Here is a 26,210-nt window from a genome sequence, read left to right as displayed (position 1 = left end):
TGACCGACCTTGGCTAGACAGCGGTAAAGTGTTCGAACTGCCACGGGCAGAGCTCACCTTCGGGCTTGTGGAATAGAGCATTAATGGTGTCCAGAGGCGTCCAGTCGGTCTGGATGCCTTCGAGACTTCCGAGGAAGGGTAGAGCAATTTCCAGCACCCGACGATGATCCATCTGTTCCGGCTCGACGATCCCGCGGTCGGGGTTTTCGATGGCCCAGATAATGCCCGAGTACACACCGGCAGCCACTTGCAGGCTGGTGGCCGTGTTGAAGGGGGCAATCTGCCGCGCCTCGTCGATGCTCAGGATCGAACCGTACCAATAGGCGTTGAGGGCGTGCCCCATAAGCAGCACGCCGAGCGCGTCGACACCACCTGGGGCAATCTCATCGTTCATGATCCGCTTGCTGTCCTGGAGCTTCCAGCCCCTTCCTACATACTCGTGCACCGACAGTAGGGCATCGTCGCAAGGGTGGTAGGCGTAATGCACAGTTGGCCGGTACAGCAGCACGCTGCCATCCTTGACCGTCAAAAAGTCGGGAAGCGAAATGGCTTCGTTGTGGGTGATCAGCAGGCCAGTGCAGGGGCCGCCGTTGGGGGTCCAGGTTTTCACTGGCACCGAGGCACCGGGGCGCTCGAGGTAGATTGCGTTATTTGAACCGAATGGGTGATGGCGAGCGAAAGGCGGCCAGGTTTTCTCGTGGGACCCCCAGCCCAGTTCCGCGGGCTGTCCGGCTTCGCTGACGAACCCATCGACGGACCAGGTGTTGACGAACTCGTCATCAGACTTGATGCGTGACGAGCGCTGAGTGTCGCGTTCAGCGATGTGTATCACCTTTACGTTCAGCGCCATCGCCAGTTCGCCCCAGGCCAAGCGACCCTGGGCCTCAGGCACGGCCACGCCGAGTTTCGCAGCGAGTTGCAGCAAGGCCGATTTGACGAAATGCGAGACCAGGCCCGGGTTCGCGCCGTGAGTCACGACTGCCGTAGGGCCTGGCCCGAGTTCGTCTCCAAGGGCCAGCAACTGGTCGCGCAACGCGTAATTGGAACGCTGCGAGGTGGTCAGAGTGGGTTCGTTGTAGGTGCCCTCCCAGGGTTCGATGCAGGTATCGAGATACAACGCGCCTTGCGCATGGGCAAACCTGATCAGATCAGCGCTGCTCACATTGACCGACAGGTTAACGATGAAATCACCTGGCTGGACCACATCGCGCAACACGTGGCCAAGATTCTCGGGCGTCAACGCCACGTCGATAAAACTTACCCCCAGGTCGACGAACGGCTGGTGTTGCGCTATCTGCGGAGCGATGACCACAACCGATGAGAGATTGAATGCGCGCGCGCGGACAAGCAGCCCGATGGTCGCTTTGGTGATCGAGCCGAAGCCGATAAATACCAGTTTTTTGCCCGAAAAACTCGCTTCCTTGCTCATCTCAAATGGCCTCTAGAGTGGACTCAGTTGCGTCCAGGTGTTGGCTGCCAGGGGTGGCGGTCTCGCTGAAATCCGGTAGACGCCCGGTGGCGAAATACTGCTCCCATTCGCAAAATATCTTGGGCACGTAAATCAACGGCATATCGTGTCGATACAATGCCTTTACCGACTCTGCAAACGCCGGGTCCTGATGATTGGCGAACCAGTATTGATTGTTGTCATGCAAGTAGACCGGACACTTTTCAACGTTAGTCATATTGATGTAATTGCCCAGAGTCTTCTCAGCAATACGCTGCCAACCATGTAACACCACCTCGTAGAGCTGACCGCGCTCTGCCGAGGTCAACTCATACACCTCGCGTTTGAACTTCTGCAGGCTCATGTCACGGCAGAATATTGAAAAGGCATACACATCGGAGTTGAAGTTGACCGCTGGAATCGGTGCTGACATCAAAGGGTCATAAAGTTCGTCATCCAGATCATCTGACTGTGGACAAAATGCAACCGCATCAAAGTCTTCGAACAACACTTTAACGTTGGTGACCGGACACGTCAGATAGAGCTTTTTGTTTAGAGCACGGCCCGTCGCCAACTCTTCGGCAGAGAACTCACTGAGCGGACTGAACAGGGCAGACAGACGTCGAACTTCTTGAGCCACGCTGTACGTGCTTTGCTCTGCGCTGGTGGTCGGGCAGATGATTAGACAAGCTACTGCCTCCCTGGCCTCGAGCGCTCGTACATAAGCCTCAAAGCTATCCCTGGCCTCTTGCGCGGTTCGAGCAATAGCCAGCATATAGCGATTCTTACTAAACTCTCGCCTACCCGCCGCGCATCCCAAACAACTGATGAACCAATCTTTCACTTCATCCAAAATTTTCTGATCGTCCATGGATCACCGTCCTGAGCGCTTTCCAAGTTTTGTGACAGACTGGCAAGGGAATGGCCTGAGTTTTTGGATCCAACCTGGCTTCGAAACGATTAGTACATCGTGAAGAATCTAAGCACCAATACTCTTAAGACATAAGGTTATAAAAAAAATATTCACCGAATCGTGGGTAGTTACATGGAGCTCGGCGTTAGGGATCGGCAACTACATCATCTAAGACATCCAGGACGTCTTTTTTTGTGCCTGAAATTCAGTGAGCTCGAGGCTTCAACGGTACTTGCGTGGATATGCCCAGCAGGCCGAAGCATCAAGTAACCAGGCCTTTTCAACGACGCTTCGCTTTCCCCAGATCAGCAATCAGAAAATCCCTGAACGCAGAAACCGCGGCCGGTAAATTTCGGCCAGCCATGCTTTGCAGTTCGATGCGTCGTGCCTGCATGCCTTCGTCGAGGATCGGCACGCATTGCAGGGCCTTGTCCGCCACCTGCTTTTGCAAGGTCATCTCGCTGGCCAGGCTGATAACGCCTTCTTCGCGGACGAAGCTATAGAGCGCGGCAACGTAGTTGGTGGTCAACACAGGGTCGAACAACAACCCCTGTACGCCGCAACAGATATCGAACAGTTGCCGTATCGTCGTGTCGGCCTTGGGTAACGCAATGGGCCAGGGTTGTAACTCTGCGAGGCTGACCGCTTCACGCCCGGCCAAGGGATGGGAATTGGCGACCACGGCAAAAATCGCCCCGCTCAGGACATGTTCGACCTTGATTTCCTTTTGCGGCGTCAGGCTGAAGGTCATCGCCAGATCGGCTTCGCCGGAGCGCACCTTCTCGGTCGCTTCGGCAGGTGCACAGACCTCCAAGGTGAAATGAATGCCCTGATACTCGCGCCTGAACGCGCTGATGCTCCTGGGCATGTATTCCAGTGCAAATCCTTCCGAACAGGCAACGTGCACATGACCCCGCTGCAAGCCATGCAGTTCGGTAATTTCCAGCACCACCTGCTCGGCCTCAAGCTGCGACTTGCGCGCATAGGCCGCCAATCGCGCCCCCGCCTCGCTAAGGACCATGCCTCGGGCCCGACGCTCAAACAAACTGGCATCCAGGGCCAACTCAAGCTTGGCGATTTGTCGGCTCACCGCTGACGCGGCGACATTCAAGCGCACGGAGGCTTCGCTGATCGATCCGCATCGCGCTACCTCCAGGAAATAACGCAGTGCCGTGGACTGCACACCATACAACTGCATCGGCGCCCCCAAGGATTGCCTTTTCGGCAACGCAAGTATCGAAATATTATTCTTGTGGCATTGATAGCCTTTCCCTACATTCGTGTCTAGACCAAAAACATGACCTGAGCTTCACCCCCTCCTTTACGCATTTGCGATTCGCTGCCCTTTGATTCAACCACTCTCGCCAACGGAGACGACGGCATGGGCATCAAAGGTTTCGCCTGCAGCATTGCGCTGTTGGGCCTCATCAGCAGTTTTCCGGCACATGCCGGTAAAGCCAACGACACCCTGGTTTACGCTTCCGACAGCGAACCTGAAAACATCAGCCCCTATCACAACGATTTACGCGAAGGTGTGATTCTCGGCCGGCTGATCTGGGACAACCTGATCTACCGCGACCCCAGCAATGGCGAATACAAACCCATGCTGGCCAGCAGTTGGAAACAGGTCGACGACACCACCATCGATTTTGAGCTGCGCAAAGGCGTCAAATTTCACAACGGCGACGCCTTCACCGCCGACGACGTGGTGTTCACCCTCAACTACGTGGTGTCGCCCGAAGCGAAAGTCGTTACCGTGCAAAACGTAGACTGGATCAAGAGCGCCGAAAAAACCGGTGACTACAGTGTCCGCCTGTATTTGAAGAAGCCTTTCCCTCCGGCACTGGAATACCTGTCCAACGCCGTCCCGATGTTCCCCAAGCAGTACTTCGAGAAGGTCGGCCTGGCCGAATTCAGCCGCAAGCCAGTGGGTACCGGGCCGTATAAAGCGACGTCGGTGGTAGCTGGCGAAGGCGTGACCATGGAGATCAACAAGGACTACTTTCCGGACAGCCCTCAAGGCAAGCCCCATATCGGCCACCTCAAGTTCCGGGTGATTCCGGATGCAGAAACCCGCCTGGCCGAGTTGATGACCGACGGTGTCGACTGGACTTGGCGTGTGACCTCGGATCAGGCCGTCGACCTTAGAGGTATGCCGAACCTGACCGTGACCAGCGGCGAAACCATGCGCATCGGCTTCCTGATTCTCGATGCCCGGGGCACCTCCACTGAAAACTCGCCGATGAAGAACCTCAAGGTGCGTCAGGCCATCAACCATGCGATCAACCGCAATGCACTGGCCACGCAAATGGTGGGTGGCGAAGCCAAACCCTTGCAGGTTGCCTGTTATCCAGGCCAATTCGGCTGCGATACCACCGCGGCCACGGTCTACGACTACGACCCGGCCAAAGCCAAGGCGCTGCTCGCCGAAGCCGGTTACCCAAATGGCTTCGAGACAGAAATCTTCGCTTATCGCGACCGTGATTACGTCGAAGCCATCATCGGCAACCTACGTGCCGTGGGCATCAACGCCAAGCTGCGCTACTTGAAGTACGCCGCACTGCGCGATCAGCAACGTGGCGGCAAGGTGCCCATGTCGTTTCAGGCCTGGGGCTCGTTCTCGATCCTCGACACTTCGGCGTCGGCCGGCACCTGGTTCAAGGGTAATCCGGACGACAACATCAAGGACCCACAAGTCCAGAGCTGGTTGCAGACCGCTGACAACGCCCTCGACCCGCAATTGCGCAAGGACAACTACCGCAAGGCGCTGCAGCGCATCAGCGAACAGGCGTACTGGGCGCCGTTGTTCAACTACTCGATGAACTACGCCTACACCTCCGAACTCGCGTTCACGTCGTACCCGGATGAGCTGCCGCGTTTCGTTCAGTCCAGCTGGAAGTAATCCGCAACAGAGCGGATCGATCGAGAGGTGCCGTGGTGTGGATTAAGCCGCACCACGGACACGTCCTCACACCTGTTATCCATTGGATATGAGGAAACTTGCCATGCTTGGATTCCTTCTACGCCGTCTGGGCATCGCTATTTGCGTTGCCATTACCGTGTCGGTGATCAGCTTTTCGCTTTTGCACCTGTCCGGCGACCTGGCCACTGCCATTGGCGGACCGGAAGCCACCAGCGAACAGATCGAACAGATCCGCGTGCAGTACGGTTTGAACAAACCGCTACCGACCCAGTACTTCAACTGGCTGGGAGATTTGTTGCAGCTGGACCTGGGCAACTCTTTTTTCTTTCAGGAATCGGTCTACAACCTCGTCGCCAGCCGCTTGCCGATTACCCTCGGGCTAGGTGCCATGGCGCTGGGTATCGCCTTGCTGGTGGCAATTCCACTGGGCGTGCTGGCCGCGGTCAAACGCGACACCTGGGTTGATCGACTGGCCTTGAGCATTGCGGTGCTGGGTCAGGCAATGCCCAGTTTCTGGTTTGCGCTGATGTTGATCGTGGTGTTTGCGGTGACGCTCAAATGGCTGCCAGTGTCCGGTAACTCGACCATGCTGCACTTCGTCATGCCGGCCATTGCCCTGGGCTACTACGCGACGCCGGCAATCATGCGCCTGACACGCGCAGGCATGCTTGATGTGCTCAGCTCCGATTACATCCGCACCGCCCGCGCCAAGGGCCTGCGCCCTGCCCGCGTGTTGTTCAAGCATGCCCTGCGCAATGCCTTGATTCCGGTCGTCGCACTGGCGGCGGTGGAGTTTGGCTTCATGCTCGGCGGTTCGGTCGTGATCGAAACCGTGTTCTCCCTGCAAGGCATCGGACAGCTTGCCTGGGACGCCATCGCCCGTGATGACTTTCCGGTGGTACAGGCCGTGGTCCTGCTGATTGCGGTGATCTACATCATCCTCACCTTGCTGGCCGACGTGCTCAACGCACTGCTCGACCCGCGCATTCGCGTGCGCTAGGAGGTTTACATGAGCATCCCCACGCCCCTCGCGATCAATGACTACCTGCCACCCCCGAGCAGCCTGAGCCGAGTACTTGGCAAGAGCTTTCGTCATCGGGGTTTCGCCATCGGCGCGGTGTTGTTGCTGATCATCTTCACCGGTGCATTGTTCGCGCCGTGGCTGGCACCTTACGACCCTTATGCGCAAGACGTGATGCTGCGTATGAAACCGCCGGCATGGATGGCCAACGGCACCTGGGAATACCCCCTGGGAACCGACAAGCTGGGCCGTGACTACCTGTCACGACTGCTCTACGGCGCACGTATCTCGCTGTTCATCGGCATTGCGGCGGCGCTGATCTCCGGCTTTATCGGCACCGTCATGGGGCTGTTGGCCGGTTACTACGGCGGCAAGGTCGATGCGTTCATCAGCTACCTGATCACCACTCGGCTGGCGATGCCGGTCGTGATGGTCGCGCTGGCCTCGGCCTCGCTGATGGGCGGCTCGTTGAAAGTGGTGATCGTGCTGCTCGGCTGCCTGTTATGGGATCGCTTCGCGGTGGTGGTCAGGGCTTCGGTGCAACAGATTCGCGATGCTGAATATGTAGCCTCGGCCCAGGCGCTTGGCTGCTCGACCCTGCGCATTCTGGTCAGCGAAATCCTGCCCAACCTGGTCGGCGCGCTGATCGTCGTCGCGACGCTGGAAATGGCCCACGCGATCCTCCTGGAGTCGGCGTTGTCATTCCTCGGGGTGGGTGTGCAGCCGCCGACACCGTCCTGGGGTTTGATGATCGCCGAAGGCAAACCCTACATGTTCTTTTCCCCGTGGGTCATCGCCATTCCCGGTGTCGCCCTGATGATTCTGGTGCTGGGCATCAACCTGGTCGGCGATGGCCTGCGCGATCTGATTCTGCCCGACGGCCGTAACTGAAAGAGGGTACCGAACATGGCACTACTCCATGTAGAAAACCTGCGCGTGGATATCCCCATGGGCAACAGCCCGACACCGGATGACATGCTGCATGCAGTGCGCGGTCTGAACTTTGAAGTCGAGCGCGGTGAAATGTTGTGCATCGTCGGTGAGTCCGGCTGCGGCAAATCCTTGACCTCGCTGGCGCTGATGGACCTGTTGCCACGCAAGGCCAAACGCACTGCGTCCCGGCTGACCCTGGACGGAATCGACATGCTGGGCCAGAGCGAGCGGCGCATGTGCGACCTGCGCGGCAACCGCCTGGCGATGATCTTCCAGGAACCGATGACCTCGTTGAACCCGGCCTACAGCATTGGCGATCAGCTCAGCGAAGTTCTGATTCAGCATCGCAAGGTGTCCCGCAAGGATGCCCTGGCTCGCGCCGCGCAGATGCTGGAGAAAGTCGGTATCAGCAATGCCACCGAGCGCTTGCGTCAGTATCCGCATCAGCTTTCGGGCGGTTTGCGCCAGCGGGTGATCATTGCCATGGCGTTGATGTGCGAACCGGACCTAATCATCGCCGATGAGCCAACCACTGCATTGGACGTGACCATCCAGGCGCAGATCCTGCGTTTGATCCGCGACATCCAGAAAGAACTCGGCCTGGCGGTGATCTTCATCACCCACGACCTCGGGCTGGTGGCACGGATCGCCGATCGGGTCGCCGTGATGTATGCCGGGGAAATCGTCGAGACGGCCCCTGCCCTGCAACTGTTCGAGAACCCGCAGCACCCGTACACCCGCGGTCTGCTGGCCAGTATTCCTATCCCTGGCCGGACCAAACCGGGGGAGGCGCTGGGTTCGATTCCAGGCCTGGTGCCAAGCCTGGTTGGCGAACAGCAAGGTTGCGCGTTCCGCAATCGTTGCGCTCAGGCGATACCGGCCTGCGCGCAAGACATCCCCGAAGTCGAGCAGAACGGACACATGGCGCGCTGCCTGTTCGCCGCTCCGGACCCAGCACCGATTCGCCATCAGAAGAGTGCATGGTCATGAAAAAAGACATCGCTTTGGAGCTGTGTGACATCCGTCGCGAGTTTCGGATCAACAAGGGCTTTTTCAAACCCGCCGCCACCCTGAAGGCCGTGGATGGCGTTTCCCTGCGCCTGATGCGTGGCGAGACCCTCGGTCTGGTAGGTGAGTCCGGTTGCGGAAAAAGTACCCTGGCAAAACTCCTGCTCGGCCTGTTGCCGCCTACCAGCGGCGATGTGCTGGTCAATGGCAAACATCTGGCGGCGACTGATCGCAAGGAAATGTCCCGGCACATTCAGCCGATATTCCAGGACCCGTATTCCTCGCTGAACCCGCGCAAGACCCTGCGCGAAATCATTACCCTACCGCTGATCGTGCATGACATCGGCAACCCTGCCGAGCGACGCAAGAAGACCGAAGAGATGCTCGATGTGGTCGGCCTGCCCAAGCGGGTGATCGACAGCTACCCGAGCCAGTTGTCCGGCGGACAACGCCAGCGGGTCGCGATCGCACGGGCGCTGATCATGCGCCCCGATGTGTTGATTTGCGACGAGCCCACATCAGCACTGGATGTGTCGGTGCAGGCGCAGATTCTCAACTTGCTGCAAGACCTCAAGCGCGAATTCGGCCTGACCTACCTGCTGATCAGCCACAACCTCGCGGTCATCGAACACCTCGCCGACCGAGTCGCGGTGATGTACCTGGGGCGCATCGTCGAAGAGCGCACTCGCGAATCGTTGTTCGCCAAACCCGGCCACCCTTATACCCGCGCCTTGCTGGATTCGGTGCTCACGCCCGATCCGCGCCTGGGCATTCCCGAAATCGGCCTGCACGGCACTTTCCCCAATCCGATGTCACCGCCGTCCGGTTGCGCCTTCCATCCACGCTGCCCGAGCTGCTTCGCACCCTGCAAAACGGCCTACCCGGCCAATGATTCGATTATCGGGGGCAACGTGCGTTGCCACCTTCACGACAATCCTGCCCAAACACTGGAGCTTGTCCACTCATGAGTCGTTCACTGGCCATCAGCAACACCACAGAGCAATTTAACAACGGCGCATTTTTCAATCTGCTCGAACGCAGCGTCGCCTTGCCCACCGAAAGCCAGGCAGCGGACAGCCAGCCCGAGTTGTATCGCTACCTCAATGACTTCATCACCCCCCACGTCGAGGCGATGGGCTTCAGCGTCAAAATCTATGACAACCCGGTGGCAGAGCGCGGCCCTTTCATGATCGCCACACGCATTGAGCACCCAGAGCTGCCGACCGTGCTCAGCTACGGCCACGGTGATGTGGTGCGCGGCTATGAGGCGCAATGGCGTGAAGGCCTGTCGCCGTGGCAAGTCACGGTCGAAGGCGATCGCTGGTACGGCCGCGGCACGGCGGATAACAAAGGCCAGCACCTGATCAACCTGACCGCGCTCGAACAAACGCTCAAGGCTCGCGACGGCAAGCTGGGTTTCAACGTCAAGCTGCTGCTGGAAATGGGCGAAGAAGAAGGCTCGCCGGGCTTGAACGCGTTCTGTGCCGCGCACAGCAAAGAGCTCGCGGCGGATATTTTCATCGCCTCGGACGGCCCGCGCCTGGCGGCATCACGACCGACGATTTTTCTGGGCTCACGTGGGGTGTTCAACTTCGAGTTGGTGGTCAATTTGCGCGAGGGCGCCCATCACTCTGGCAACTGGGGCGGGTTGCTGGCTAACCCTGGCATCATCCTGGCCAATGCCATCGCGAGCATGGTCGATGAACACGGTCGGGTGAAAGTGGCAGGCCTGCAGCCCGAGACACTGCCGGAGCCGGTTCGCCAGGCACTGGCGGATATTGACGTGGGTGGCGGGCCGGGCGATCCGGAAATCGACGCCAACTGGGGTAACCCGCAGCTCTCGCTTAGCGAAAAAGTGTTCGGCTGGAACACCCTCGACGTCATTGCCTTCAAGACCGGCAACCCGGACGCCCCCGTGCATGCAATCCCGGGTAAAGCCAATGCCCACTGCCATATCCGCTTCGTGGTGAACAGCGACTACACGACCTTTATCCCGGCTGTTCGTGCCCACCTGGATGCTCACGGCTTCAGCAATGTCGAGGTCAGGCAAAGCCGCATCGATGTGATGCATGCCACTCGGCTGGATCCACAAAGCCCGTGGGTCAGTTGGGCACTCAGCTCCTTGGCCCAGACCACCGGCAAAAAACCTGCGCTGCTGCCAAACCTCGGTGGCTCGCTGCCCAACGATGTGTTCGCGGATGTGCTCGGCCTGCCCACCCTGTGGGTGCCGCACTCGTACCCGGCCTGCTCACAACATGCGCCGAACGAGCACTTGCTGGCACCGGTGGTCAAGGAAAGCCTGCAAATCATGGCAGGGCTATTCTGGGACCTGGGCAACGACGCGGCACGCCTGACCCAGGAACATCAGTTACGGGAGCAGGCGCAATGAATACCAGTCCACAACAGGCGCTGGACTGGCTCGCCGACCAGCGCCAAGCCATGGAAGCGCTGCTGCAGCGTATCGTCGACACCGACTCCAACAGCTATGACAAGGCCGGCGTCGACGCTGTGGGCGCGCTGCTCGCGGCTGAACTGGAAGCCGACGGCATCCTGCTCCAGCGCATGCCGGTCGATGGTTTTGGCGACGTGATGCTCGCCGAAGTGCCGGGCGCCTCAGGAAAGCCGGTGCTGTTGCTCGGCCATCGCGACACGGTGTTTCCCAAAGGCACCGCCACGACTCGCGGCTACAGCCGCGACGCCGACCTCGCCTATGGCCCCGGCGTCGCCGACATGAAAGGCGGCCTGGTGCTCAATTGCTTCGCCCTCAAGGCTCTCAAACGCGCCGGTCAGTTGCCCTATCCGGTACAGGTTCTGTACACCGGTGACGAAGAAATCGGTTCCGGCAGCGCCAGAACTCATATCGAAAAAGCCGCCCGTGGCGCGCGTGCCGTGCTCAATACCGAACCCGGCCGGGCCAGCGGCAACGTGGTCAGCGCACGCAAAGGCGGTGCCACGCTGATCATCGAAGTCAGCGGCCGCGCGGCGCATGCCGGGGTCAACCATGCCGACGGCGCCAGCGCCATCGAGGCCCTGGCACGCAAGATCGTCAAGCTCCATGCCTTGACCGACTATCCGGCAGGCATCACCACTAACGTTGGCCTGATATCCGGTGGCACGTCCAGCAACACCGTCGCGCCCAGCGCCTGCGCGCGGCTGGACGTACGCTTCATCGAACTCAAGCACTGGGACCAGATCCTTAGCGCAATCCTGGCCATCGTTGCAGAAGAAGAACTGATCGGCACCAGCGCCATCCTCAAGGAAGCGACGACCTTTCTACCGATGGAAGCCCATCACAGCGAACGGCTGCTGCGCATCTACCAACAACAAGCGCTGGCGCTGGGTTTCAGCGTCGAAGGCGAGTTCACCGGCGGTTGCGCCGACTCCGGATTCACCGCCAGCCTGGGCATTCCCACCCTGTGCGGCCTCGGGCCGGTGGGTGGCAAGGTCCATACCGATCGTGAATATCTGGAACTGGACACGCTGGTGCCCCGTGCCCAGGCCCTGGTGGCGACCATTCTGGCTGTCGGCGAGAGCCGTTGAAGTCATTGCCCGGTTTCAAGCCTCCCAAGGGACTACGGCGTCAACGTCAATAGCGTACCGTTCAATGGCCTCGGCACAGACACTGGCGTCCAGACGACCCTCATGCACCAGTGAGGTCAGCGCACTCAAGACAATCTGGTGGCGGTCCACTTCGAAGAACCTGCGCAGCTGGTTGCGGGTATCGCTGCGGCCAAACCCGTCGGTGCCGAGCACGGTGTAACGGGCGTCGAGGTAACTGGCGATCAACTGGGGCAAGGCACGCACGTAATCGGTACAGGCAATGATCGGCGCCGAGTCGTCGAGGCACTCTTGCACATGACTGCATTTCGCAGGTTGTCCGGGATGCAGGCGATTCCAGCGCTCCACTTCCCGTGCATCACGAGCCAGTTCGGTGAAGCTGGTGACGCTCCAGACTTCGCTGCCGATGTTCCAATCGCGGGCCAACAACTCGGCCGCCGCGATCACCTCGAGCAGGATCGCGCCGGAGCCCAACAGCCGGATGCTGCCGAGTGCCTCCTTGCCTTCATGCCGGGCGAACCGGTACATGCCCTTGATGATCGCCTGCTCGACACCTTCGGCAAGACTCGGCTGCGGGTAGTTCTCGTTCATCAACGTGACGTAGTAAAACTCGTCGACCTGGCGCTCCAGCATCTGGCGCATGCCGTGATCCAGAATCACCGCAAACTCACTGGCGAACGCCGGGTCGTAAGCACGGCAGTTGGGCACCATCGACGCCATCAAATGGCTGTTGCCGTCCTGGTGTTGCAAACCTTCGCCGCCCAGCGTGGTACGCCCCGCCGTGGCGCCGAGCAGGAACCCGCGAGCACGCTGATCGGCCGCGGCCCAGATCAGGTCGCCGATGCGCTGGAAGCCGAACATCGAGTAGTAGATGTAGAACGGCAACATCGGCAGGCCATGCACCGAGTAGCTGGTCGCGGCAGCCACCCAGGAACTGATGGCGCCGGCCTCGCTGATGCCCTCTTCGAGAATCTGCCCGTCCAGGGCTTCTCGATAACTCAGGATCGAACCAATGTCCTCCGGCTCATAACGCTGCCCCACGCTGGAGTAGATGCCGATCTGCTTGAACAGGCTGGCCATGCCGAAGGTGCGCGCTTCATCCGCCACGATCGGTACGATTCGCGGCCCCAGCTGCTTGTCCCGCAGCAAACCGCTGAGCATGCGCACGAAGGCCATGGTGGTGGACATTTCCTTGCCTTCGGCGGTGAGGGCAAACCCGGCGTAGCTGTTGAGGTCAGGCACAGCCAACGACGCCGAAGTGGTGGGCCGCGACGGCATGTACCCGCCCAATGCCCGGCGACGTGCATGCAGGTAACGCATTTCGGCACTGTCGTCGCTGGGTTTGAAGAAGCTCAGCGAGGCGGCCTGCTCATCGGTCAACGGCAAATTGAAGCGGTTACGGAAAGCAATCAAGGCGTCCTTGTCGAGTTTCTTCTGCTGGTGCACGGTCATCTTGCCCTGCCCGGCATCGCCCATGCCAAAGCCCTTCTTGGTCTGGGCCAGGATCACCGTAGGTTTCTTGCCCTCGAGCACTGCGCTTTGATACGCAGCAAAGATTTTCACCAGGTCATGACCACCCCGTTTGAGGCGATCGATCTGTTCATCGGTCAAGCCTTGGGCCAAATGCGCCAGGGCTTCGTCCTGGCCGAAGAAATGCTCGCGGTTGAAGCGCCCATCCTTGGCCGCGAACGTCTGGAACTGGCCGTCGACCGTGGCCGACAATGCACGGACCAGCGCGCCGTCTTTATCCCGGGCGAACAATCCGTCCCAGTCGGAGCCCCAGACCAGTTTGATGACGTTCCAGCCGGCCCCGCCGAACAGCGCCTCCAGCTCATCGATGATGCGACCGTTGCCACGCACCGGACCGTCCAGGCGCTGGAGGTTGCAGTTGACCACCCAGACCAGATTATCCAGTCCTTCACGCGCCGCCAGGGTCAGTGCCGACATGCTTTCCGGCTCATCCATTTCACCGTCGCCGAATACCCCCCACACCGTGCGCCCGGTGGTGTCCTGCAAACCACGGTGGTGCAGGTAACGCATGAACCGCGCCTGGTAGATCGAGCTGATCGGACCAATGCCCATCGAGCCGGTCGGGAACTGCCAGAAGTCCGGCATCAACCACGGGTGCGGGTAGCTCGACAGACCCCGGGCGCCATTGGCACGTGCGCTGATCTCTTGCCGATAATGTTGCAGGTCCTGTTCCTCGAGGCGCCCTTCCAGAAAGGCTCGTGCATAGACGCCCGGCGCCGAGTGCGGTTGATAGAACACCAGGTCGGCGCCACGGGTGTCGGTGCGCGCCTTGAAGAAGTGGTTGAAGCCCACCTCGAACAAATCCGCAGCGCTGGCATAACTGGCGATGTGGCCACCCAGTTCCCCATAGGCCTGGTTGGCCCTGGCTACCATGACCAGCGCGTTCCAGCGCATGATCGAAGCCAGTCGCTCTTCCAGCGCCAGGTCGCCCGGAAACAGCGGCTGCTGCTCGACGCTGATCGTATTGATATAAGGCGTGCCATGGCTGGGCCGCCAACCGATCCTGGAGGTGCTGGCCACGGTCACCAGCATGTCGAGGATCTGTTTTGCCCGGGCCGTGCCGTCGTGGGCGATGACGGACAGCAACGCCTCCTGCCACTCGGCCATTTCCTGTGCATCTTCAGCTATCTGGCCCGGCAATTGGGTCTGGATATCGGACCGACTCATGAGCAACTCCTGCAGGTGTCGGGTAACACTTCAAGGTGGTGCGAACGGTTCACTCGGGCGAGGCTTTTCACCTGTTCTACCGCAGCAATGACCGAACGTTCGGCCGCCCCGTCCGAAGCAATCGGGTAGATGCAGGGCGGACTGATGGAAAGGTCGTGCAATAAACGCTCATCCAGTTCACCGAGCACGACAAAACAATAGTCCCCCTTGGCCACTCGCACTTCAGCGAGCGGGCCAAGTACCGGGGCCACAGCATCGACATGAATCAGTGCCACATTGTCAAAACAGCTGAACCCCTGATGGATCAAATCAATATGGTCGCTATCAAGCCCGCACGCGATGACCACGATACGTGTGCAGTTTGAAGGCTCGCGCATCCACTTCGGGGCGTTGGTACGACAGTCGGCAGCTTGGCGCATAGGCGTCGCCTTTGTTGTCTGGAGCGGTTGATTCAACAGGCGAATCGGCGCGGACACCGGCTAAATGACGCCGTGCGCCTGCAGCACGCTTTTCGCCAGACTGCGGGTCGCCGAAAGCACTTGCTCTACCTGTTGATCCATCGCAGCAGTGGAAGTGGCTATCGCTCCCAGTTCGACGACGCGCAACGGGTGACCGTGCACGGACCCCAGCCAGGTCAAGCCGGGAACCGTGCCGACTTCGACATCCAGTAAGAAACTGCCGTGGGAGACAGCACGCAACAGTTGGCTGGCATAACACGCGTCCGCCTCAGCCAATTGCTCAGGGCCAGACCCACCCCGCAACCAGTCGACCATCAACGCCTCGGATTGCTGGACGGCCAGATAAGCCACCTGGTCCCAGTCATCTATCGCTACGTGCAGCTTGTCGATCATGTATTTGGGCAACGCAGCGCTGGTAACGATGACCACTCCGGCATCGGCCGAAGGTTCCTTGATCCAGACTGCGGATTGCGATATCGCATGCATGGCGGTACTCCGGCGGCTTGGTAGGAGCCGCTTGCTCCGGGCGGCGATGGGGCCGTGACATTCAACATCGATGGCCGACTACCCCACCGCTTCATGAGCAAGCTTGCTGCTACAGGTTATTGGCGCTGATCAGCCATTGCGGAACAGGAAACTGTAGGCGTTCAGCGCAGGTGCCCCGCCCAGGTGTGCGTAAAGTACTTTCGAGCCTTCGGGGAACTCGCCACGGCGGACCATTTCTATCATCCCGTGCATGGATTTGCCTTCATACACGGGGTCGGTCAACACACCTTCAAGGCTGCCGCACAGACGAATGGCTTCCAGCGTACCTTCGTTGGGCAAACCATATTCCGGGTAAGCGAAGCGTGTATCGAGCACCACGTCGTCTTCGGTGATCTCACGACCCAGTTCCACCAGCTCGGCGGTGTGCCGGGCGATGCGCAGGATCTGCGCCTTGGTTTGCTCTGGCTTGGCCGAGGCATCAATGCCGATAACGTTCTTCGAACGGCCGTCCGCAGCGAAACCGACGACCATGCCGGCCTGGGTACTGCCGGTCACGGAGCAGACCACGATGTAGTCGAACTTGAACCCCAGTTGTTTTTCCTGCTCCCGTACTTCCTCGGCAAAGCCGACGAACCCGAGGCCGCCGTAGGGATGTTCGGAACAACCCGCCGGTATTGGGAACGGCTTGCCACCGCGCTCCAGCACATCGTTCATGGCCTTCTCCCAACTGGGTCGGATGCCGATGTCGAACCCGGCGGCGTCCAGTCGTACGTCCGCGCCCATGATGCGAGACATCTCGATATTGCCTACGCGGTCATACACCGCATCGGAGTAGTTCACCCAGTTTTCCTGGACCAGCACACACTTCATGCCCAGGTGTGCGGCGACGGCGGCGACCTGGCGGGTCTGGTTCGACTGGATCCCACCGATGGACACCAGGGTGTCGCAGCCCTGTTCAAGAGCCTCGGGAACCAGGTATTCGAGCTTGCGCGTCTTGTTGCCGCCGAAGGCCAGGCCACTGTTGCAGTCTTCACGTTTGGCATACAACTCGACCTTGCCACCCAGGTGCTCGCTGAGACGTTTCAAGGGCGTGATAGGAGAAGGACCGAAGGTCAGCGGATAACGTTTGAAACGATTCAGGTTCATGACTCTGCTCCTTGTTTATGGATATCCAAGCGCCAGACCGAAAGGCAAAAAAAAGCTGCGTTCCAGGTTCTTTCAGAGGGGCTTCGATGAGTTCAATATTAAGAACAAAGTCAAAAATATGTGTTGCAAGTTTCAGTCAATTAAAGAAACATAAATCATCGATTAATAATTTGAACATATTTTTATTGTGCAGAAGTCAACATGAACGCAATAAACAGCCACAGGAAATCCGGCACTCCAGGCGCAGAGCCGCACCCGCTGGACCGGACCGACCGCGCCATTCTCAAGACCCTGCAGCGAGACGCCTCTATCTCCAATGTGGCGCTCGCCGAGAAGGTGAAACTGAGCGCGCCGGCCTGCCTGCGACGCGTCGAACGCCTCAAGCAGGCAGGCCTGATCAAGGACATTGTCGCGTTGCTGGACAATCAGGCGCTCGATGCAGGAATGGTGGTGTTGATCGGCGTGGTGCTGGACCGCTCGACGCCGGAATCCTTCGCAGCCTTCGAAGCCGCGGCGCAAAAGGTGTCCGGCTGCATGGAATGCCATGTGGTGACAGGGGAATTCGACTACTTCATGTTGATACGAACCAAGGACAGCAACAGCTTCAACCGGCTCCACGCGGAGCAATTGCTTTACCTGCCCGGGGTTCGCCAGATTCGCTCGTTCATGGGGTTGCGCCAGGTCTTGTCGACCACCCAAATCCCCCTTTGAGGCCTGACAGAAAGAGTCGGCCCTGTCCTCTCAAACACCAGAAGCAGGTTTCACTGCTATAACCATGATCTCGACCAGCACCTCAGGCCGCGCCAGACGTGCCTGAACAGTGGCCCGTGCCGGAGCGCTGTCGGTTGGCAGCCAGGCGTCCCACACCGAATTCATCGGAGCGAAATCACGGTCAATGTCTTTGAGCCAGATCTGTGCGCTCAAAAGCTGCCCCTTGTCACTGCCCGCCAACGCCAACAAGGCTTCGATCTTGGCCAGCACCTGCTGCGTCTGCTCTTCGATGCCAGACTGTAGGTCAGTGGGCACCTGGCCGGAGAGGTAAAGCAGATCGCCGTGACTGACCACGCCGGACATCCGCGCGCTGCTCTGAAAACGTTGAATCGTTGCCATCGGGTTTAATCCATGAAATGAGAAAGTTAAGGGACTGTGCTGCCGCTCAACCGGATTACGCCACCACCCTGTCCGGCAGGTCCCAACCCACAGGCCGCTGTTGGTGCCAATCACTGACTTGCTGATAGGCGTGGGCGATCCGCAGGACCAATGGTTCGGCGAAAGCGCGACCGACGATCTGCATCGAGACCGGCATGTGTTGCTCGTCGAAGCCCACCGGCAGCGCCACTGAACAGAGATTGAGCAGGTTGGCGAAACGGCCGAGCAGGGCCAACGGTGTCCCGTACTCATCGACCTGACTCAACGGCACACTGCCAATGGCGTTGGTCGGAAACGCACAGGCATCGACATTGGACATGGCCTCGTCCATGGCTCGGCGAGCAACACGTCGCTGGTTGTGCAAATTGATATAGGCCGCCGCGTCGACGGCGCGTCCGCTCAGCACCCGACGCTGCACATGAGGATCGAAGCGCAGATCATCGCGCTCGAACAAACTGCCAAGGCTGGCGTAGCCTTCGGCGCTCATGAGGCCACCGGCGACGCGCATGCATTGCTCCAGCGAAGTCGGTAGCGGCTGTTCGACCAGGTGCATGCCCAGTGCGGCCAATTGCTCCAGCCCCCGGTCATAGGCGGCCAATACGCCAGGCGCGATGTGTACGCGTTCGGCCTGTGGCAGCACCCAGATGCGCAGACCGGCCACCGGAAGACTCAAGCCTGCCGCGGCGCTGAAGACTGGCGATCTGGCCGAGACCGGGTCCAGCGGGTCCGGCCCCAGCAGCGCATCAAGCATCCACGCAGCGTCTTCGACGGTGTGCGTAATCGGCCCCACCGAATCCAGCGATGGGCACAATTCGATCAAACCGTGGCGGCTGACCAACCCACGCGTGGTTTTCAACCCAACCAGACCACACATGCCCGCAGGAATCCGCACCGAGCCACCGGTGTCGGTGCCCAATGCCGCGCTTGCCAACCCTCCAGCCACAGCCACCGCTGAACCACTGCTGGAACCACCTGGAGCACGATGCACTTCGCGGTCCCATGGGTTCCACGGCGTGCCCATCACTGCATTCGTGCCCCACCCGCCGAAAGCGAATTCGACGGTGTGGGTCTTGCCCATAATGATCGCACCGGCGCGCTCCAGGCGCTGGACCGCCGTGGCGGTAAGCCGCGAGATACGCGGCATCTGCGCCAACGAACCACCGGTTATGGCCTTGCCGTCGATTTCGAACAGATCCTTGATCGCGATCGGAATGCCATGCAACGGACCCAGGTTGACACCTGCGGCTCGCTGCCGATCGGCAGCGATGGCGGCACCGAGCGCGCGTTGAGGGTAGGCCTCGACATAAGCATTGAGTTGCCCGTTGAAGCACTCGATCCGCTCCAGTTGCGCGCAGACCAGGGACTCGCTCGTGAGTGTTCCGGACTCCAGTGCTTGCCCCAATTGGCCAATGCTGTGGGAAGCGGTTCGATCCATGATGCTCATGTGTTCAACCTCGAATGGTTTTGCGTCCGCGAGAAAATCGTACTTCCAGCGCTCGCGACAACAGAGAAAGAGGGAAAGCGATGACGAAATAGAACAGCCCCACCAGCAGGAAAATATGCATCGGCAAAAAGGACTCGGAGGCGATGGCCCTGGCCGCCAGCATCAACTCATCGGTGGCGATCAGGGCGCACAGGGAGCTGTCCTTCAGAATCGACACGTAGGCATTGAGCAACGGCGGCAACATGCCGCGAATGGCTTGCGGAAAGATCACGGCGGTGAAGGCTTGCAATGGCGTCAGGCCGGTGGCTATGGCCGCCTCACGCTGGCCTCGATGCAAGGAGTCCAACCCTCCGCGCAGGATCTCCGCGACGTAGGCGCTGCCCTGCAACCCCAAACCGATGGCTCCGGCCCAGTAACCGGACAACGTCAGCCCGAAGCTGGGCAAGGTGAAGTACAGCGCCAGCAGCAACGCCAGAAGCGGCACCGCACGCATCCCCTGGATGAAAAACACGGCCAGGCGCTTGAGCAATGCGCTGGGACTCTTCATCGCCCAGGCCAGTAACGCGCCCAACAGCGCCGCCAGGGCGAAGCCTGTCAGGGACAACTCGGCGCTGACCCGTGCGCCGAGCAGCAGGCGAGCGACCCAGTCGCTCCAGTACTCCGGGTATTGCTGGAAAAAACCGATCATCGCGCCGCCCCCAGATGACGTTCAAGTCGGATGAATCCCGCGCCGATTGGCAGGATCATCGCTGCATAGATGCACATCACCGCCAGATAAATCAGCGAGGTCTGGAACGTGGAGGTCACCAGATTGCGGGCAAGGAACATGATTTCCGGCACGGCAATGGCCGAGGCGATGGACGTATCCTTGATCAGTTGCGTGACATAGTTGGCATAAGTCGGCAACGCAACGCGCAGGGCCTGGGGCAAGAGGATGTAGCGCAGAATCTGCATACGGTTCAGGCCGATGGCCTGCCCGGCCTCATGCTGGCCGACATGCAGCGATTGCAAGCCGGCGCGGAAAGTATCGGCCAGCACTGCGCTGCCTACCAGGCTCAAACCGACGATGGCCGCCAGCCACGCGGGCAAATTGATGCCCAGGTAGGACAGCCCAAAGTAGATCAGAAACAGGTGTGCCAGCGCGGGCACATTGCGCATCCACTCGATGAAACAGGCAATGGCGCCATGTACCAGTCGCGATCGGCTGAACGTCAGTAAAACCGCCAGCACCAGGCCTCCGACGCTGGCCAGCGCCAAGGTGCAGAGGGCAATTTCCAGCGCACTCACTGCGCCTTTCAACAGCAAGGGCAACAGCCCGAGAAAAGCCTCCAGATTCGCCATCAAGCGCTCTCCACAGCCATACGCCCAAGAAAGCTGCGGGTACGTTCGTGACGAGGGCTGTCGATGACTTGCGCCGACGGCCCCTGTTCGACAATGCGCCCGCCGTCCATGAAGATCACCCGATCCGCCACATCGCGGGCAAACCGCACCTCGTGGGTGACCATGATCATGCTGCGGCCCTCTTCCGCCAGCTCGCGAATCACTGCCAACACTTCACCCACCAACTCGGGATCCAGCGCCGAGGTTGGTTCGTCGAACAGAATCACTTTCGGTTGCTGAGCCAAAGCCCGGGCGATGGCGACCCGCTGTTGCTGACCACCCGACAATTGCTCGGGATAAGACTCGGCCTTGTGCCGCAGATGGACTTTTTCCAACATCGCGTCGGCCAACTCATACGCCTGCTTGCGCGGCATGCCTTGGGCCTTGATAGGACCGAGCGCGACGTTATCGCGCACGCTCAAGTGCGGCCAGAGGTAGAACAACTGGAACACCATGGCGATCTCACGGCGCTGCGGGGCCATCTCCCGGTCACTCATCAGACGCAAACGCCTGCCGTCCTTGACCTGCCCGATCAACTCGTCCCCCAGCCAGATCTCGCCACTGGTAGGTTTTTCCAGGTAATTGATGCAGCGCAGGCAGGTGGACTTTCCAGATCCGCTCGGGCCGATCAGCGACAAGGTTTCACCGGGCTTCAACTCCAGGCTGATGCCCTTGAGCACTTCCAGATCGCCGTAGTTCTTGTGTAATTCGTGCACGCGTAGCAACGCGGTGTCAGACGGGTTCGACATTTCGGCTAACCTCTTTTTGTTGTAGGCGTGGCGATGAATCGGTGCATCCGCCGGAGTCCTCCCCATCGCCTCACACACTTATTTGCAGCCAGGTAACGTCCAGCCTGCAGGGCGATCGACGCCGAGCCGCAGGTCCTTGCCTTCGGGCATGAACCAGACATCCTGGGTCAGGCCGTAGCGAGCGCCGATCTTGCGCATCTCACAGTTTTTCCAGAGCGTCTGGATCTGTGCGTTGACCGCCGTCACCAGTTCCGGGCTGGCCTTGTTGAAGCCGAACACCACCTGACCCAAGCCCGTCAGCAGTGGGAAATTAGGATCGTTGTCGATGAAGGCGTTGAAATGCAGGTGCCATTGCTCATTGCGGGAAATGGCGTATTGCATGACCGGTGGATCGCCGATCACCGCATCGATACGTCCGGCGAGCAGATCGCGAACGGCCGCATCGGACGTGTCGTACAGGGCGACTTGCAGGCCCTCGATCTTGCGCATCTCAGGGATGAACGAAAAGCCGGTGATGGTGCCGACTTTCTTGCCTTGCAAATCCTTGAGGCTGTTCCAATTGGTCTTGTCTGTCTGGGTGATGCCGTTCTTGAAGTAGTGGATAGGATCGCTCAAGGCCATGATTTTCGAGCGTTGCTCGGTCCAGCCCATGGTGCCTGCCATGACATCCACCCGCTTGGACTGCACCGACGCAATCGTCCCTGACCACTCCATCAATGCCGGCTTGACCTTGAGCCCCAGCTTTTCGGAAATTTGTTGAAGGATTTCACCGTCATAGCCGACCATCCGACTATCTTGATACCCTGTTCCTGGCATATCACCACTGAAGGCGATGGTCAGGCTTCCCGGCTCTACTGTCTCCAATGCGAACACCGGTGCCGCAGCCAGAACGCACACCAGAAAACCGGCACAAATACCGGAAAAACGCTGAACCTTGGACGTCTTCATCGGATGCTCCTCGATAGTTTTTATTGTGGCAGCAGAACGTTTCGCATGGCCCCATCGTAGTGGGACCGGCGCTATAACTTGTTGGATGCTTTGCACGAATGATTGAATATTTGCGACATTCTGGCGATGTAGAGAACGGGACGCCCCAGGAAAGCCTCGTGGACGGGCTCGATCATGGGCAGGCGCGTCACCCACCCATCCGCCGCGGCACCGCCGAGCTGTCTATTGGCATCATGTTATGGCCCCGCTTCCCCTTGCTGTCACTGTCAGGCCTGACCGATGCGTTGCGGCACGCCGCCGATACGGGCGATCAAAGCCGCCCCATTCGCTGCCAATGGAAAGTACTCGGCACGCCCGGGCAAAGGGTCATTTCCAGTAGCGGACTGGACGTGCCGATCGACAGCGAACTCGCTGATCCGACGCGTTTCGACTACATCGTGGTGATTGGTGGATTGCTCGATTCCATCGAGGCGGTGCCGAAAACCTATCCCGCGTTCCTCCACCAGGCCGCGGCGGCACAGGTGCCGTTGATCGGCCTGTGCACCGGCAGCTTCGTGCTCGCGCGACATGGCCTGATGGCGGGGCGAACGGCGTGTGTCCACGCCTACCATGGCGACGACTGGAAGCGGCTGTTTCCCTCGTTGCGCTTTGTCATCAACAGAGACTTTCTGATCGACCAGGACCGGATCACCTGCGCGGGCGGCGTGTCAGTGATCGAATTGGCCCTTCACCTGATCGGCATGCATTGCGGACCGGATCGTGCGGGCAAAGTCGTGCATCAGATGACGGTAGCGAAGAACACGTCCAACAGTTTCGTCGACCGACGCAAGGCGCTCGGCTACGCCAGCTCCTCCAACCGTCGGCTGCACGAAGCCGTGATGTTGATGGAAAAACACATGGCCCAACCCCTGGATATCGAGGCCATTGCGCATCTGGTCGGCACCAGCAAGCGGCAATTGGAACGCCTGTTCGTCGCTGAAACCAACAACAGCCCGGCCCAGTTCTACCGCCAGGTCCGACTCAGGTTCGGCAGATGGCTGCTCGTGAGTTCCGATCGCCAGATCGGCGAGATCGCCTTTGAATGTGGCTTCGCGGATGCGCCACATTTTATTCGACACTTTCAGAGCATGTTTGGCCTGTCGCCAGGGAAGTTACGCAAAGCCCTGATGCAACAAGATGGGAAATGATGCTGCAGGTGAGTGTCCCTGGTACACGGCTCAGCTCAGTGGTTCGAAGATTCGCAGTATTGAATGGCGATACCAGATCGAGTATTGCCAGACGGCGTCCGCTCGCGTTCCTCAGTCTACTTTGGACCATCTTCGCCGACGGGCCTATTGACTGACCCTACGGAACCGAACGACTCTCGAGCCAGCTCGCAGCCACGACAAAAAGTATTCAACAACCCGTTGAGTATCCCTGCAAACGATGTAGACTCACCTTAACGAATAACGTTAAGCATTAAGCTATGATCAGAAGCTTCAGATGCGCCGACACCCAAACTCTTTTTGAAACCGGCAAAACCCGGCGCTGGGCCGCCATCCTTTCAGTGGCGGAACGAAAGCTGAGCATGCTCGATGCGGCGGTCGATCTCAACGACCTACGCTCCCCACCTGGAAACCGGCTGGAGCAGTTGCATGGCGACAGGGAAGGCCAACACAGCATCCGGATTAACGGTCAGTACCGGATCTGTTTTATCTGGGGCGCCAACGGCCCCGAAAATGTAGAAATCGTAGATTATCACTGAGGTGAGTCATGTTTAAGAATGGCATGAGGCCCGTACACCCTGGAGAAATTCTCAAGGAAGAGTATCTGGAACCGCTTGGCCTTACGGCCGCTGCGCTCGCGAGGGCTTTGCACGTGTCTGCCCCGACAGTAAACGACATCGTATTGATGCGTCGTAGCGTTAGTGCAGATGTGGCTTTGCGCCTGGCAGCTGCATTGGAAACGTCGGCGCAGTTTTGGCTGAATTTGCAGACTGCGTATGATTTACGTACCGCTGAGATTGCAAAAGGGGAGCAGATTTACAGGGAAGTCGAGAAGATTCCTCACTGCGCGTAGCTGCAGAAAAGAAGTCTCAGCCCAGCCATATAGCTGGGCTTTTTATTGGGCCGTAAAATCAAGTCGACGGTCCCCCAGTATCAGATCCCAGGCCCCGTCACCCGGGCTAGCAACCTGGCCAAGCGATCCCAACCGTTTGCATCGATCCCGGCGCAGTTAGGCAACCACAGTGCTTGCAGCGGCAGTTGCTCCAACACAGGCACCACGGCCGACGTGATCCGCGATGCCCCTGGATCAGCCCCAAGCGTCAGGTCCCGCAGCGGCATGCCTGCGAGATGGGCCACCCCCGCGTCAGTCAGCCAAGGGCTGTCATACAGACTCAGGCGCTGCAGGGGCAGGTCCCGCAAACAGGCCAAGTCGGCGTCGCGCAGGTTCAGACCACTTATTTCAAGTTGCTCCAACGGCAATCCCAACTCGGTGAGCTTGCGCAAGACCTTACCGTCGACGCCCTGACAAAAACTCAGATTGAGCCGCTTAAGCGGCAGGCCAGCCAGTTGTTTCAGCTCCTTCCAAGTGATGTCGTTCAAGGACAGGTCCAGGGATTCCAACTCCAATCCACGCAGATCACTCAACGTACTCGCGCAGACACCCTGCACATCGGAGAGTCCCAATCGCTTGAGCGGAAACCCGTGCAGCACATCGAGCCGCTCGATCACCTGTCGTAGGCACTTGAGGTCCAGGTCCGCAAGCGGCATGCCTTCCAGTATTTCCAGATCGTCTTCGCAGATGAACGCAGATTGGAGCGAAAGCCTTTCAAGAGGCAGTTCCCGAATCACCTGCAACACGCTCTCGCTTGCGTAACAGTCATCCAGACTCAACGAGCGCAACCCCGTCAGGTCGCGAAGCCAGGACGGATCGTCGAGGATCGCGCCGCTGCCACTGAGGGACAACTGTTCGAGGGGATGACTTGCCAGGTGCGCCATGCCACGGGACGTCAATTCACTCACCCGTTGCAACGTCAGTGATCGCAGCTTGAGGCGTGACAGTGCGCGAAGGCCGTCGTCGGTCATCTCATCGCAACGGTTCAACGACAATTCCTGCAACGGGCTGTCGCTCAGTTGACGGAGAAAACTGTCGTCGAAGTCTTCACCGTAGGTTTGCAACTTCAACCGGCGCAAGCGTGTGGGCGACGGGAGGCAGTGGGCGTTGTCGTCGCGGGAAAAGTTGCTGACTTCCAAGGTTTCGAGGGCATTGGCGGGCAAACGCTGCCACATCTCCGGGCCGCAGATAAACCTCGGGCTGTTGAGCACCAACGTGCGCAGGGGCAGCCCGGCCAGGGCGTCACACCACTGCGGCTCGGCGTTGTTCAACTCCAGATGGTCTACCGGCAAGCCACGCAGTTGCGAGAGCATTGGCCCGGGGCGATTTGTATGGGCCGTGGTGTTCAGTTGAGCCATCACCACGTTTGCGGCCGGATCGCCCAGGCCCGCCGCGACGCGTAAACCTTCCAGTGACGCCTCCCCGGTGTCGAGTAGATCGCGATAGAGCGATGCGCGTGCGGTGATGTCATCGGGGTTGGTGGTGAGTTGGGTGATTAGAGCGTTGCGGTTGGGGGTCTGCACGGTCTAGGAATCTGCAAAAAGAGAATATGACTGTTAGGGAAGCATAAAAAAGGGTCCTGCTGAAGAGCCTGCCAGGGTTGGGTCGCGCCAAGCCGTCTTCATCTTCCGTAGCGAGGGCGCTTCTCTAGTCATGACGATGTGCCGAATGGGCGGCTGGTTCGAAGCCGTACAACTAGCCTCGTCCCTAAGGCGAATACGGACATGTTCGATCCCTCGATACAGAAATGACAGCAGGCATGCACAGCAATGCGCGGACACCAGACCCTGCATATCGCTTTCGGTTCAAGAGAGCGGGAATTTTCCACTGAAAAAAGAGACGCGTCTCACAGG

At 59.4% G+C, this 26,210-nt stretch carries 25 protein-coding genes; 11 read left to right on the top strand and 14 right to left on the bottom strand.

Translation table 11 applies throughout. From position 1 onward, the window contains the following. Positions 1 to 13: 13 nt before the first annotated feature. The 3 genes from PBDP_RS04080 to PBDP_RS04070 form a co-directional block, all read right to left on the bottom strand. Complete coding sequence (locus tag PBDP_RS04080) at positions 14 to 1,429, bottom strand: saccharopine dehydrogenase C-terminal domain-containing protein (RefSeq protein WP_212801860.1); 1,416 nt, start codon at positions 1,427 to 1,429, stop codon at positions 14 to 16. Position 1,430: 1 nt separating this feature from the next. Then, entirely contained in the window at positions 1,431 to 2,318 is an 888-nt protein-coding gene (locus tag PBDP_RS04075) for a hypothetical protein (RefSeq protein WP_212801859.1), read from the bottom strand. 322 nt (positions 2,319 to 2,640) lie between these two features. Then, complete coding sequence (locus PBDP_RS04070) at positions 2,641 to 3,558, bottom strand: LysR substrate-binding domain-containing protein (RefSeq protein ID WP_025569579.1); 918 nt, start codon at positions 3,556 to 3,558, stop codon at positions 2,641 to 2,643. Positions 3,559 to 3,741: 183 nt separating this feature from the next. On the opposite strand from PBDP_RS04070, the gene PBDP_RS04065 reads away from it, so the two are divergent. From PBDP_RS04065 to PBDP_RS04035, 7 genes are all read left to right on the top strand, one after another. Further along, positions 3,742 to 5,262 carry an ABC transporter substrate-binding protein gene (locus PBDP_RS04065; RefSeq protein WP_109753456.1) on the top strand — a complete coding sequence of 507 codons (1,521 nt, stop codon included), beginning with the start codon at positions 3,742 to 3,744 and terminating at the stop codon, positions 5,260 to 5,262. 103 nt (positions 5,263 to 5,365) lie between these two features. Further along, positions 5,366 to 6,283, top strand: a complete 918-nt coding sequence (locus PBDP_RS04060; protein ID WP_116834141.1) for an ABC transporter permease — start codon at positions 5,366 to 5,368, stop codon at positions 6,281 to 6,283. Positions 6,284 to 6,292: 9 nt separating this feature from the next. Further along, positions 6,293 to 7,195 carry an ABC transporter permease gene (locus PBDP_RS04055; RefSeq protein WP_212801858.1) on the top strand — a complete coding sequence of 301 codons (903 nt, stop codon included), beginning with the start codon at positions 6,293 to 6,295 and terminating at the stop codon, positions 7,193 to 7,195. Positions 7,196 to 7,210: 15 nt separating this feature from the next. After that, on the top strand, positions 7,211 to 8,227 hold the full coding sequence (locus PBDP_RS04050; RefSeq protein ID WP_109753453.1) for an ABC transporter ATP-binding protein: 1,017 nt from the start codon (positions 7,211 to 7,213) through the stop codon (positions 8,225 to 8,227). Continuing rightward, entirely contained in the window at positions 8,224 to 9,213 is a 990-nt protein-coding gene (locus tag PBDP_RS04045) for an ABC transporter ATP-binding protein (protein WP_109753716.1), read from the top strand. Before PBDP_RS04050 ends, PBDP_RS04045 begins: the two co-directional genes overlap by 4 nt. Further along, on the top strand, positions 9,210 to 10,634 hold the full coding sequence (locus tag PBDP_RS04040) for a M20 family metallopeptidase (RefSeq protein ID WP_212801857.1): 1,425 nt from the start codon (positions 9,210 to 9,212) through the stop codon (positions 10,632 to 10,634). The genes PBDP_RS04045 and PBDP_RS04040 overlap by 4 nt, the downstream gene beginning before the upstream one ends. Next, on the top strand, positions 10,631 to 11,785 hold the full coding sequence (locus PBDP_RS04035) for a M20 family metallopeptidase (RefSeq protein WP_212801856.1): 1,155 nt from the start codon (positions 10,631 to 10,633) through the stop codon (positions 11,783 to 11,785). Before PBDP_RS04040 ends, PBDP_RS04035 begins: the two co-directional genes overlap by 4 nt. A 15-nt stretch (positions 11,786 to 11,800) precedes the next feature. Here the strand turns inward: PBDP_RS04035 and mdeB are convergent, their stop codons facing one another. The 4 genes from mdeB to PBDP_RS04015 all read right to left on the bottom strand — a co-directional run bounded on the left by mdeB (position 11,801) and on the right by PBDP_RS04015 (position 16,590). Further along, entirely contained in the window at positions 11,801 to 14,500 is a 2,700-nt protein-coding gene (mdeB, locus tag PBDP_RS04030; RefSeq protein WP_212801855.1) for an alpha-ketoglutarate dehydrogenase, read from the bottom strand. Beyond that, positions 14,497 to 14,919 (bottom strand): hypothetical protein, encoded by a 423-nt coding sequence (locus PBDP_RS04025; protein WP_109753449.1) that lies wholly within the window; start codon positions 14,917 to 14,919, stop codon positions 14,497 to 14,499. Before PBDP_RS04025 ends, mdeB begins: the two co-directional genes overlap by 4 nt. Before the next feature lie 60 nt (positions 14,920 to 14,979). Beyond that, positions 14,980 to 15,444 carry a transketolase gene (locus PBDP_RS04020; RefSeq protein ID WP_212801854.1) on the bottom strand — a complete coding sequence of 155 codons (465 nt, stop codon included), beginning with the start codon at positions 15,442 to 15,444 and terminating at the stop codon, positions 14,980 to 14,982. 129 nt (positions 15,445 to 15,573) lie between these two features. Continuing rightward, positions 15,574 to 16,590: a 1-aminocyclopropane-1-carboxylate deaminase gene (locus PBDP_RS04015; RefSeq protein WP_109753447.1), complete on the bottom strand. Its 1,017-nt coding sequence runs from the start codon at positions 16,588 to 16,590 to the stop codon at positions 15,574 to 15,576. Between the two features lie 201 nt (positions 16,591 to 16,791). Between PBDP_RS04015 and PBDP_RS04010 the strand changes: the two genes are divergently transcribed. Then, on the top strand, positions 16,792 to 17,301 hold the full coding sequence (locus PBDP_RS04010; protein ID WP_116834134.1) for an Lrp/AsnC family transcriptional regulator: 510 nt from the start codon (positions 16,792 to 16,794) through the stop codon (positions 17,299 to 17,301). A gap of 30 nt (positions 17,302 to 17,331) precedes the next feature. On the opposite strand, the gene PBDP_RS04005 is transcribed toward PBDP_RS04010, so the two are convergent. The 6 genes from PBDP_RS04005 to PBDP_RS03980 all read right to left on the bottom strand — a co-directional run bounded on the left by PBDP_RS04005 (position 17,332) and on the right by PBDP_RS03980 (position 22,260). Further along, positions 17,332 to 17,700, bottom strand: a complete 369-nt coding sequence (locus tag PBDP_RS04005) for a RidA family protein (protein WP_212801853.1) — start codon at positions 17,698 to 17,700, stop codon at positions 17,332 to 17,334. Between the two features lie 55 nt (positions 17,701 to 17,755). Further along, positions 17,756 to 19,183: an amidase gene (locus tag PBDP_RS04000; RefSeq protein ID WP_212801852.1), complete on the bottom strand. Its 1,428-nt coding sequence runs from the start codon at positions 19,181 to 19,183 to the stop codon at positions 17,756 to 17,758. Between the two features lie 4 nt (positions 19,184 to 19,187). After that, positions 19,188 to 19,871, bottom strand: coding sequence for an amino acid ABC transporter permease (locus tag PBDP_RS03995; RefSeq protein WP_109753443.1), 684 nt, complete (start codon positions 19,869 to 19,871; stop codon positions 19,188 to 19,190). Further along, entirely contained in the window at positions 19,868 to 20,524 is a 657-nt protein-coding gene (locus tag PBDP_RS03990) for an amino acid ABC transporter permease (protein ID WP_212801851.1), read from the bottom strand. Before PBDP_RS03990 ends, PBDP_RS03995 begins: the two co-directional genes overlap by 4 nt. Beyond that, positions 20,524 to 21,312, bottom strand: coding sequence for an amino acid ABC transporter ATP-binding protein (locus tag PBDP_RS03985; RefSeq protein ID WP_109753441.1), 789 nt, complete (start codon positions 21,310 to 21,312; stop codon positions 20,524 to 20,526). Before PBDP_RS03985 ends, PBDP_RS03990 begins: the two co-directional genes overlap by 1 nt. A gap of 78 nt (positions 21,313 to 21,390) precedes the next feature. Continuing rightward, complete coding sequence (locus PBDP_RS03980) at positions 21,391 to 22,260, bottom strand: substrate-binding periplasmic protein (protein WP_109753440.1); 870 nt, start codon at positions 22,258 to 22,260, stop codon at positions 21,391 to 21,393. Between the two features lie 158 nt (positions 22,261 to 22,418). On the opposite strand from PBDP_RS03980, the gene PBDP_RS03975 reads away from it, so the two are divergent. From PBDP_RS03975 to PBDP_RS03965, 3 genes are all read left to right on the top strand, one after another. After that, positions 22,419 to 23,447 (top strand): GlxA family transcriptional regulator, encoded by a 1,029-nt coding sequence (locus PBDP_RS03975; protein WP_249411836.1) that lies wholly within the window; start codon positions 22,419 to 22,421, stop codon positions 23,445 to 23,447. A gap of 278 nt (positions 23,448 to 23,725) precedes the next feature. Further along, the gene (locus PBDP_RS03970) at positions 23,726 to 24,004 is read left to right on the top strand and encodes a type II toxin-antitoxin system RelE/ParE family toxin (RefSeq protein WP_212801849.1); all 279 of its coding nucleotides are present in this window, start codon (positions 23,726 to 23,728) and stop codon (positions 24,002 to 24,004) included. Positions 24,005 to 24,012: 8 nt separating this feature from the next. Further along, on the top strand, positions 24,013 to 24,318 hold the full coding sequence (locus PBDP_RS03965; protein WP_212801848.1) for a HigA family addiction module antitoxin: 306 nt from the start codon (positions 24,013 to 24,015) through the stop codon (positions 24,316 to 24,318). Between the two features lie 80 nt (positions 24,319 to 24,398). Here the strand turns inward: PBDP_RS03965 and PBDP_RS03960 are convergent, their stop codons facing one another. Then, positions 24,399 to 25,880 carry a leucine-rich repeat domain-containing protein gene (locus tag PBDP_RS03960; protein WP_212801847.1) on the bottom strand — a complete coding sequence of 494 codons (1,482 nt, stop codon included), beginning with the start codon at positions 25,878 to 25,880 and terminating at the stop codon, positions 24,399 to 24,401. Positions 25,881 to 26,210 lie beyond the last annotated feature (330 nt).

The sequence above is a fragment of the Pseudomonas sp. St290 genome (genome assembly GCF_018325805.1).
Taxonomy (GTDB): Bacteria; Pseudomonadota; Gammaproteobacteria; order Pseudomonadales; family Pseudomonadaceae; genus Aquipseudomonas; species Aquipseudomonas bijieensis.
Note: the sequence above shows the minus strand (reverse complement) of the source record. Positions and strands in the feature narration are given on the sequence as shown.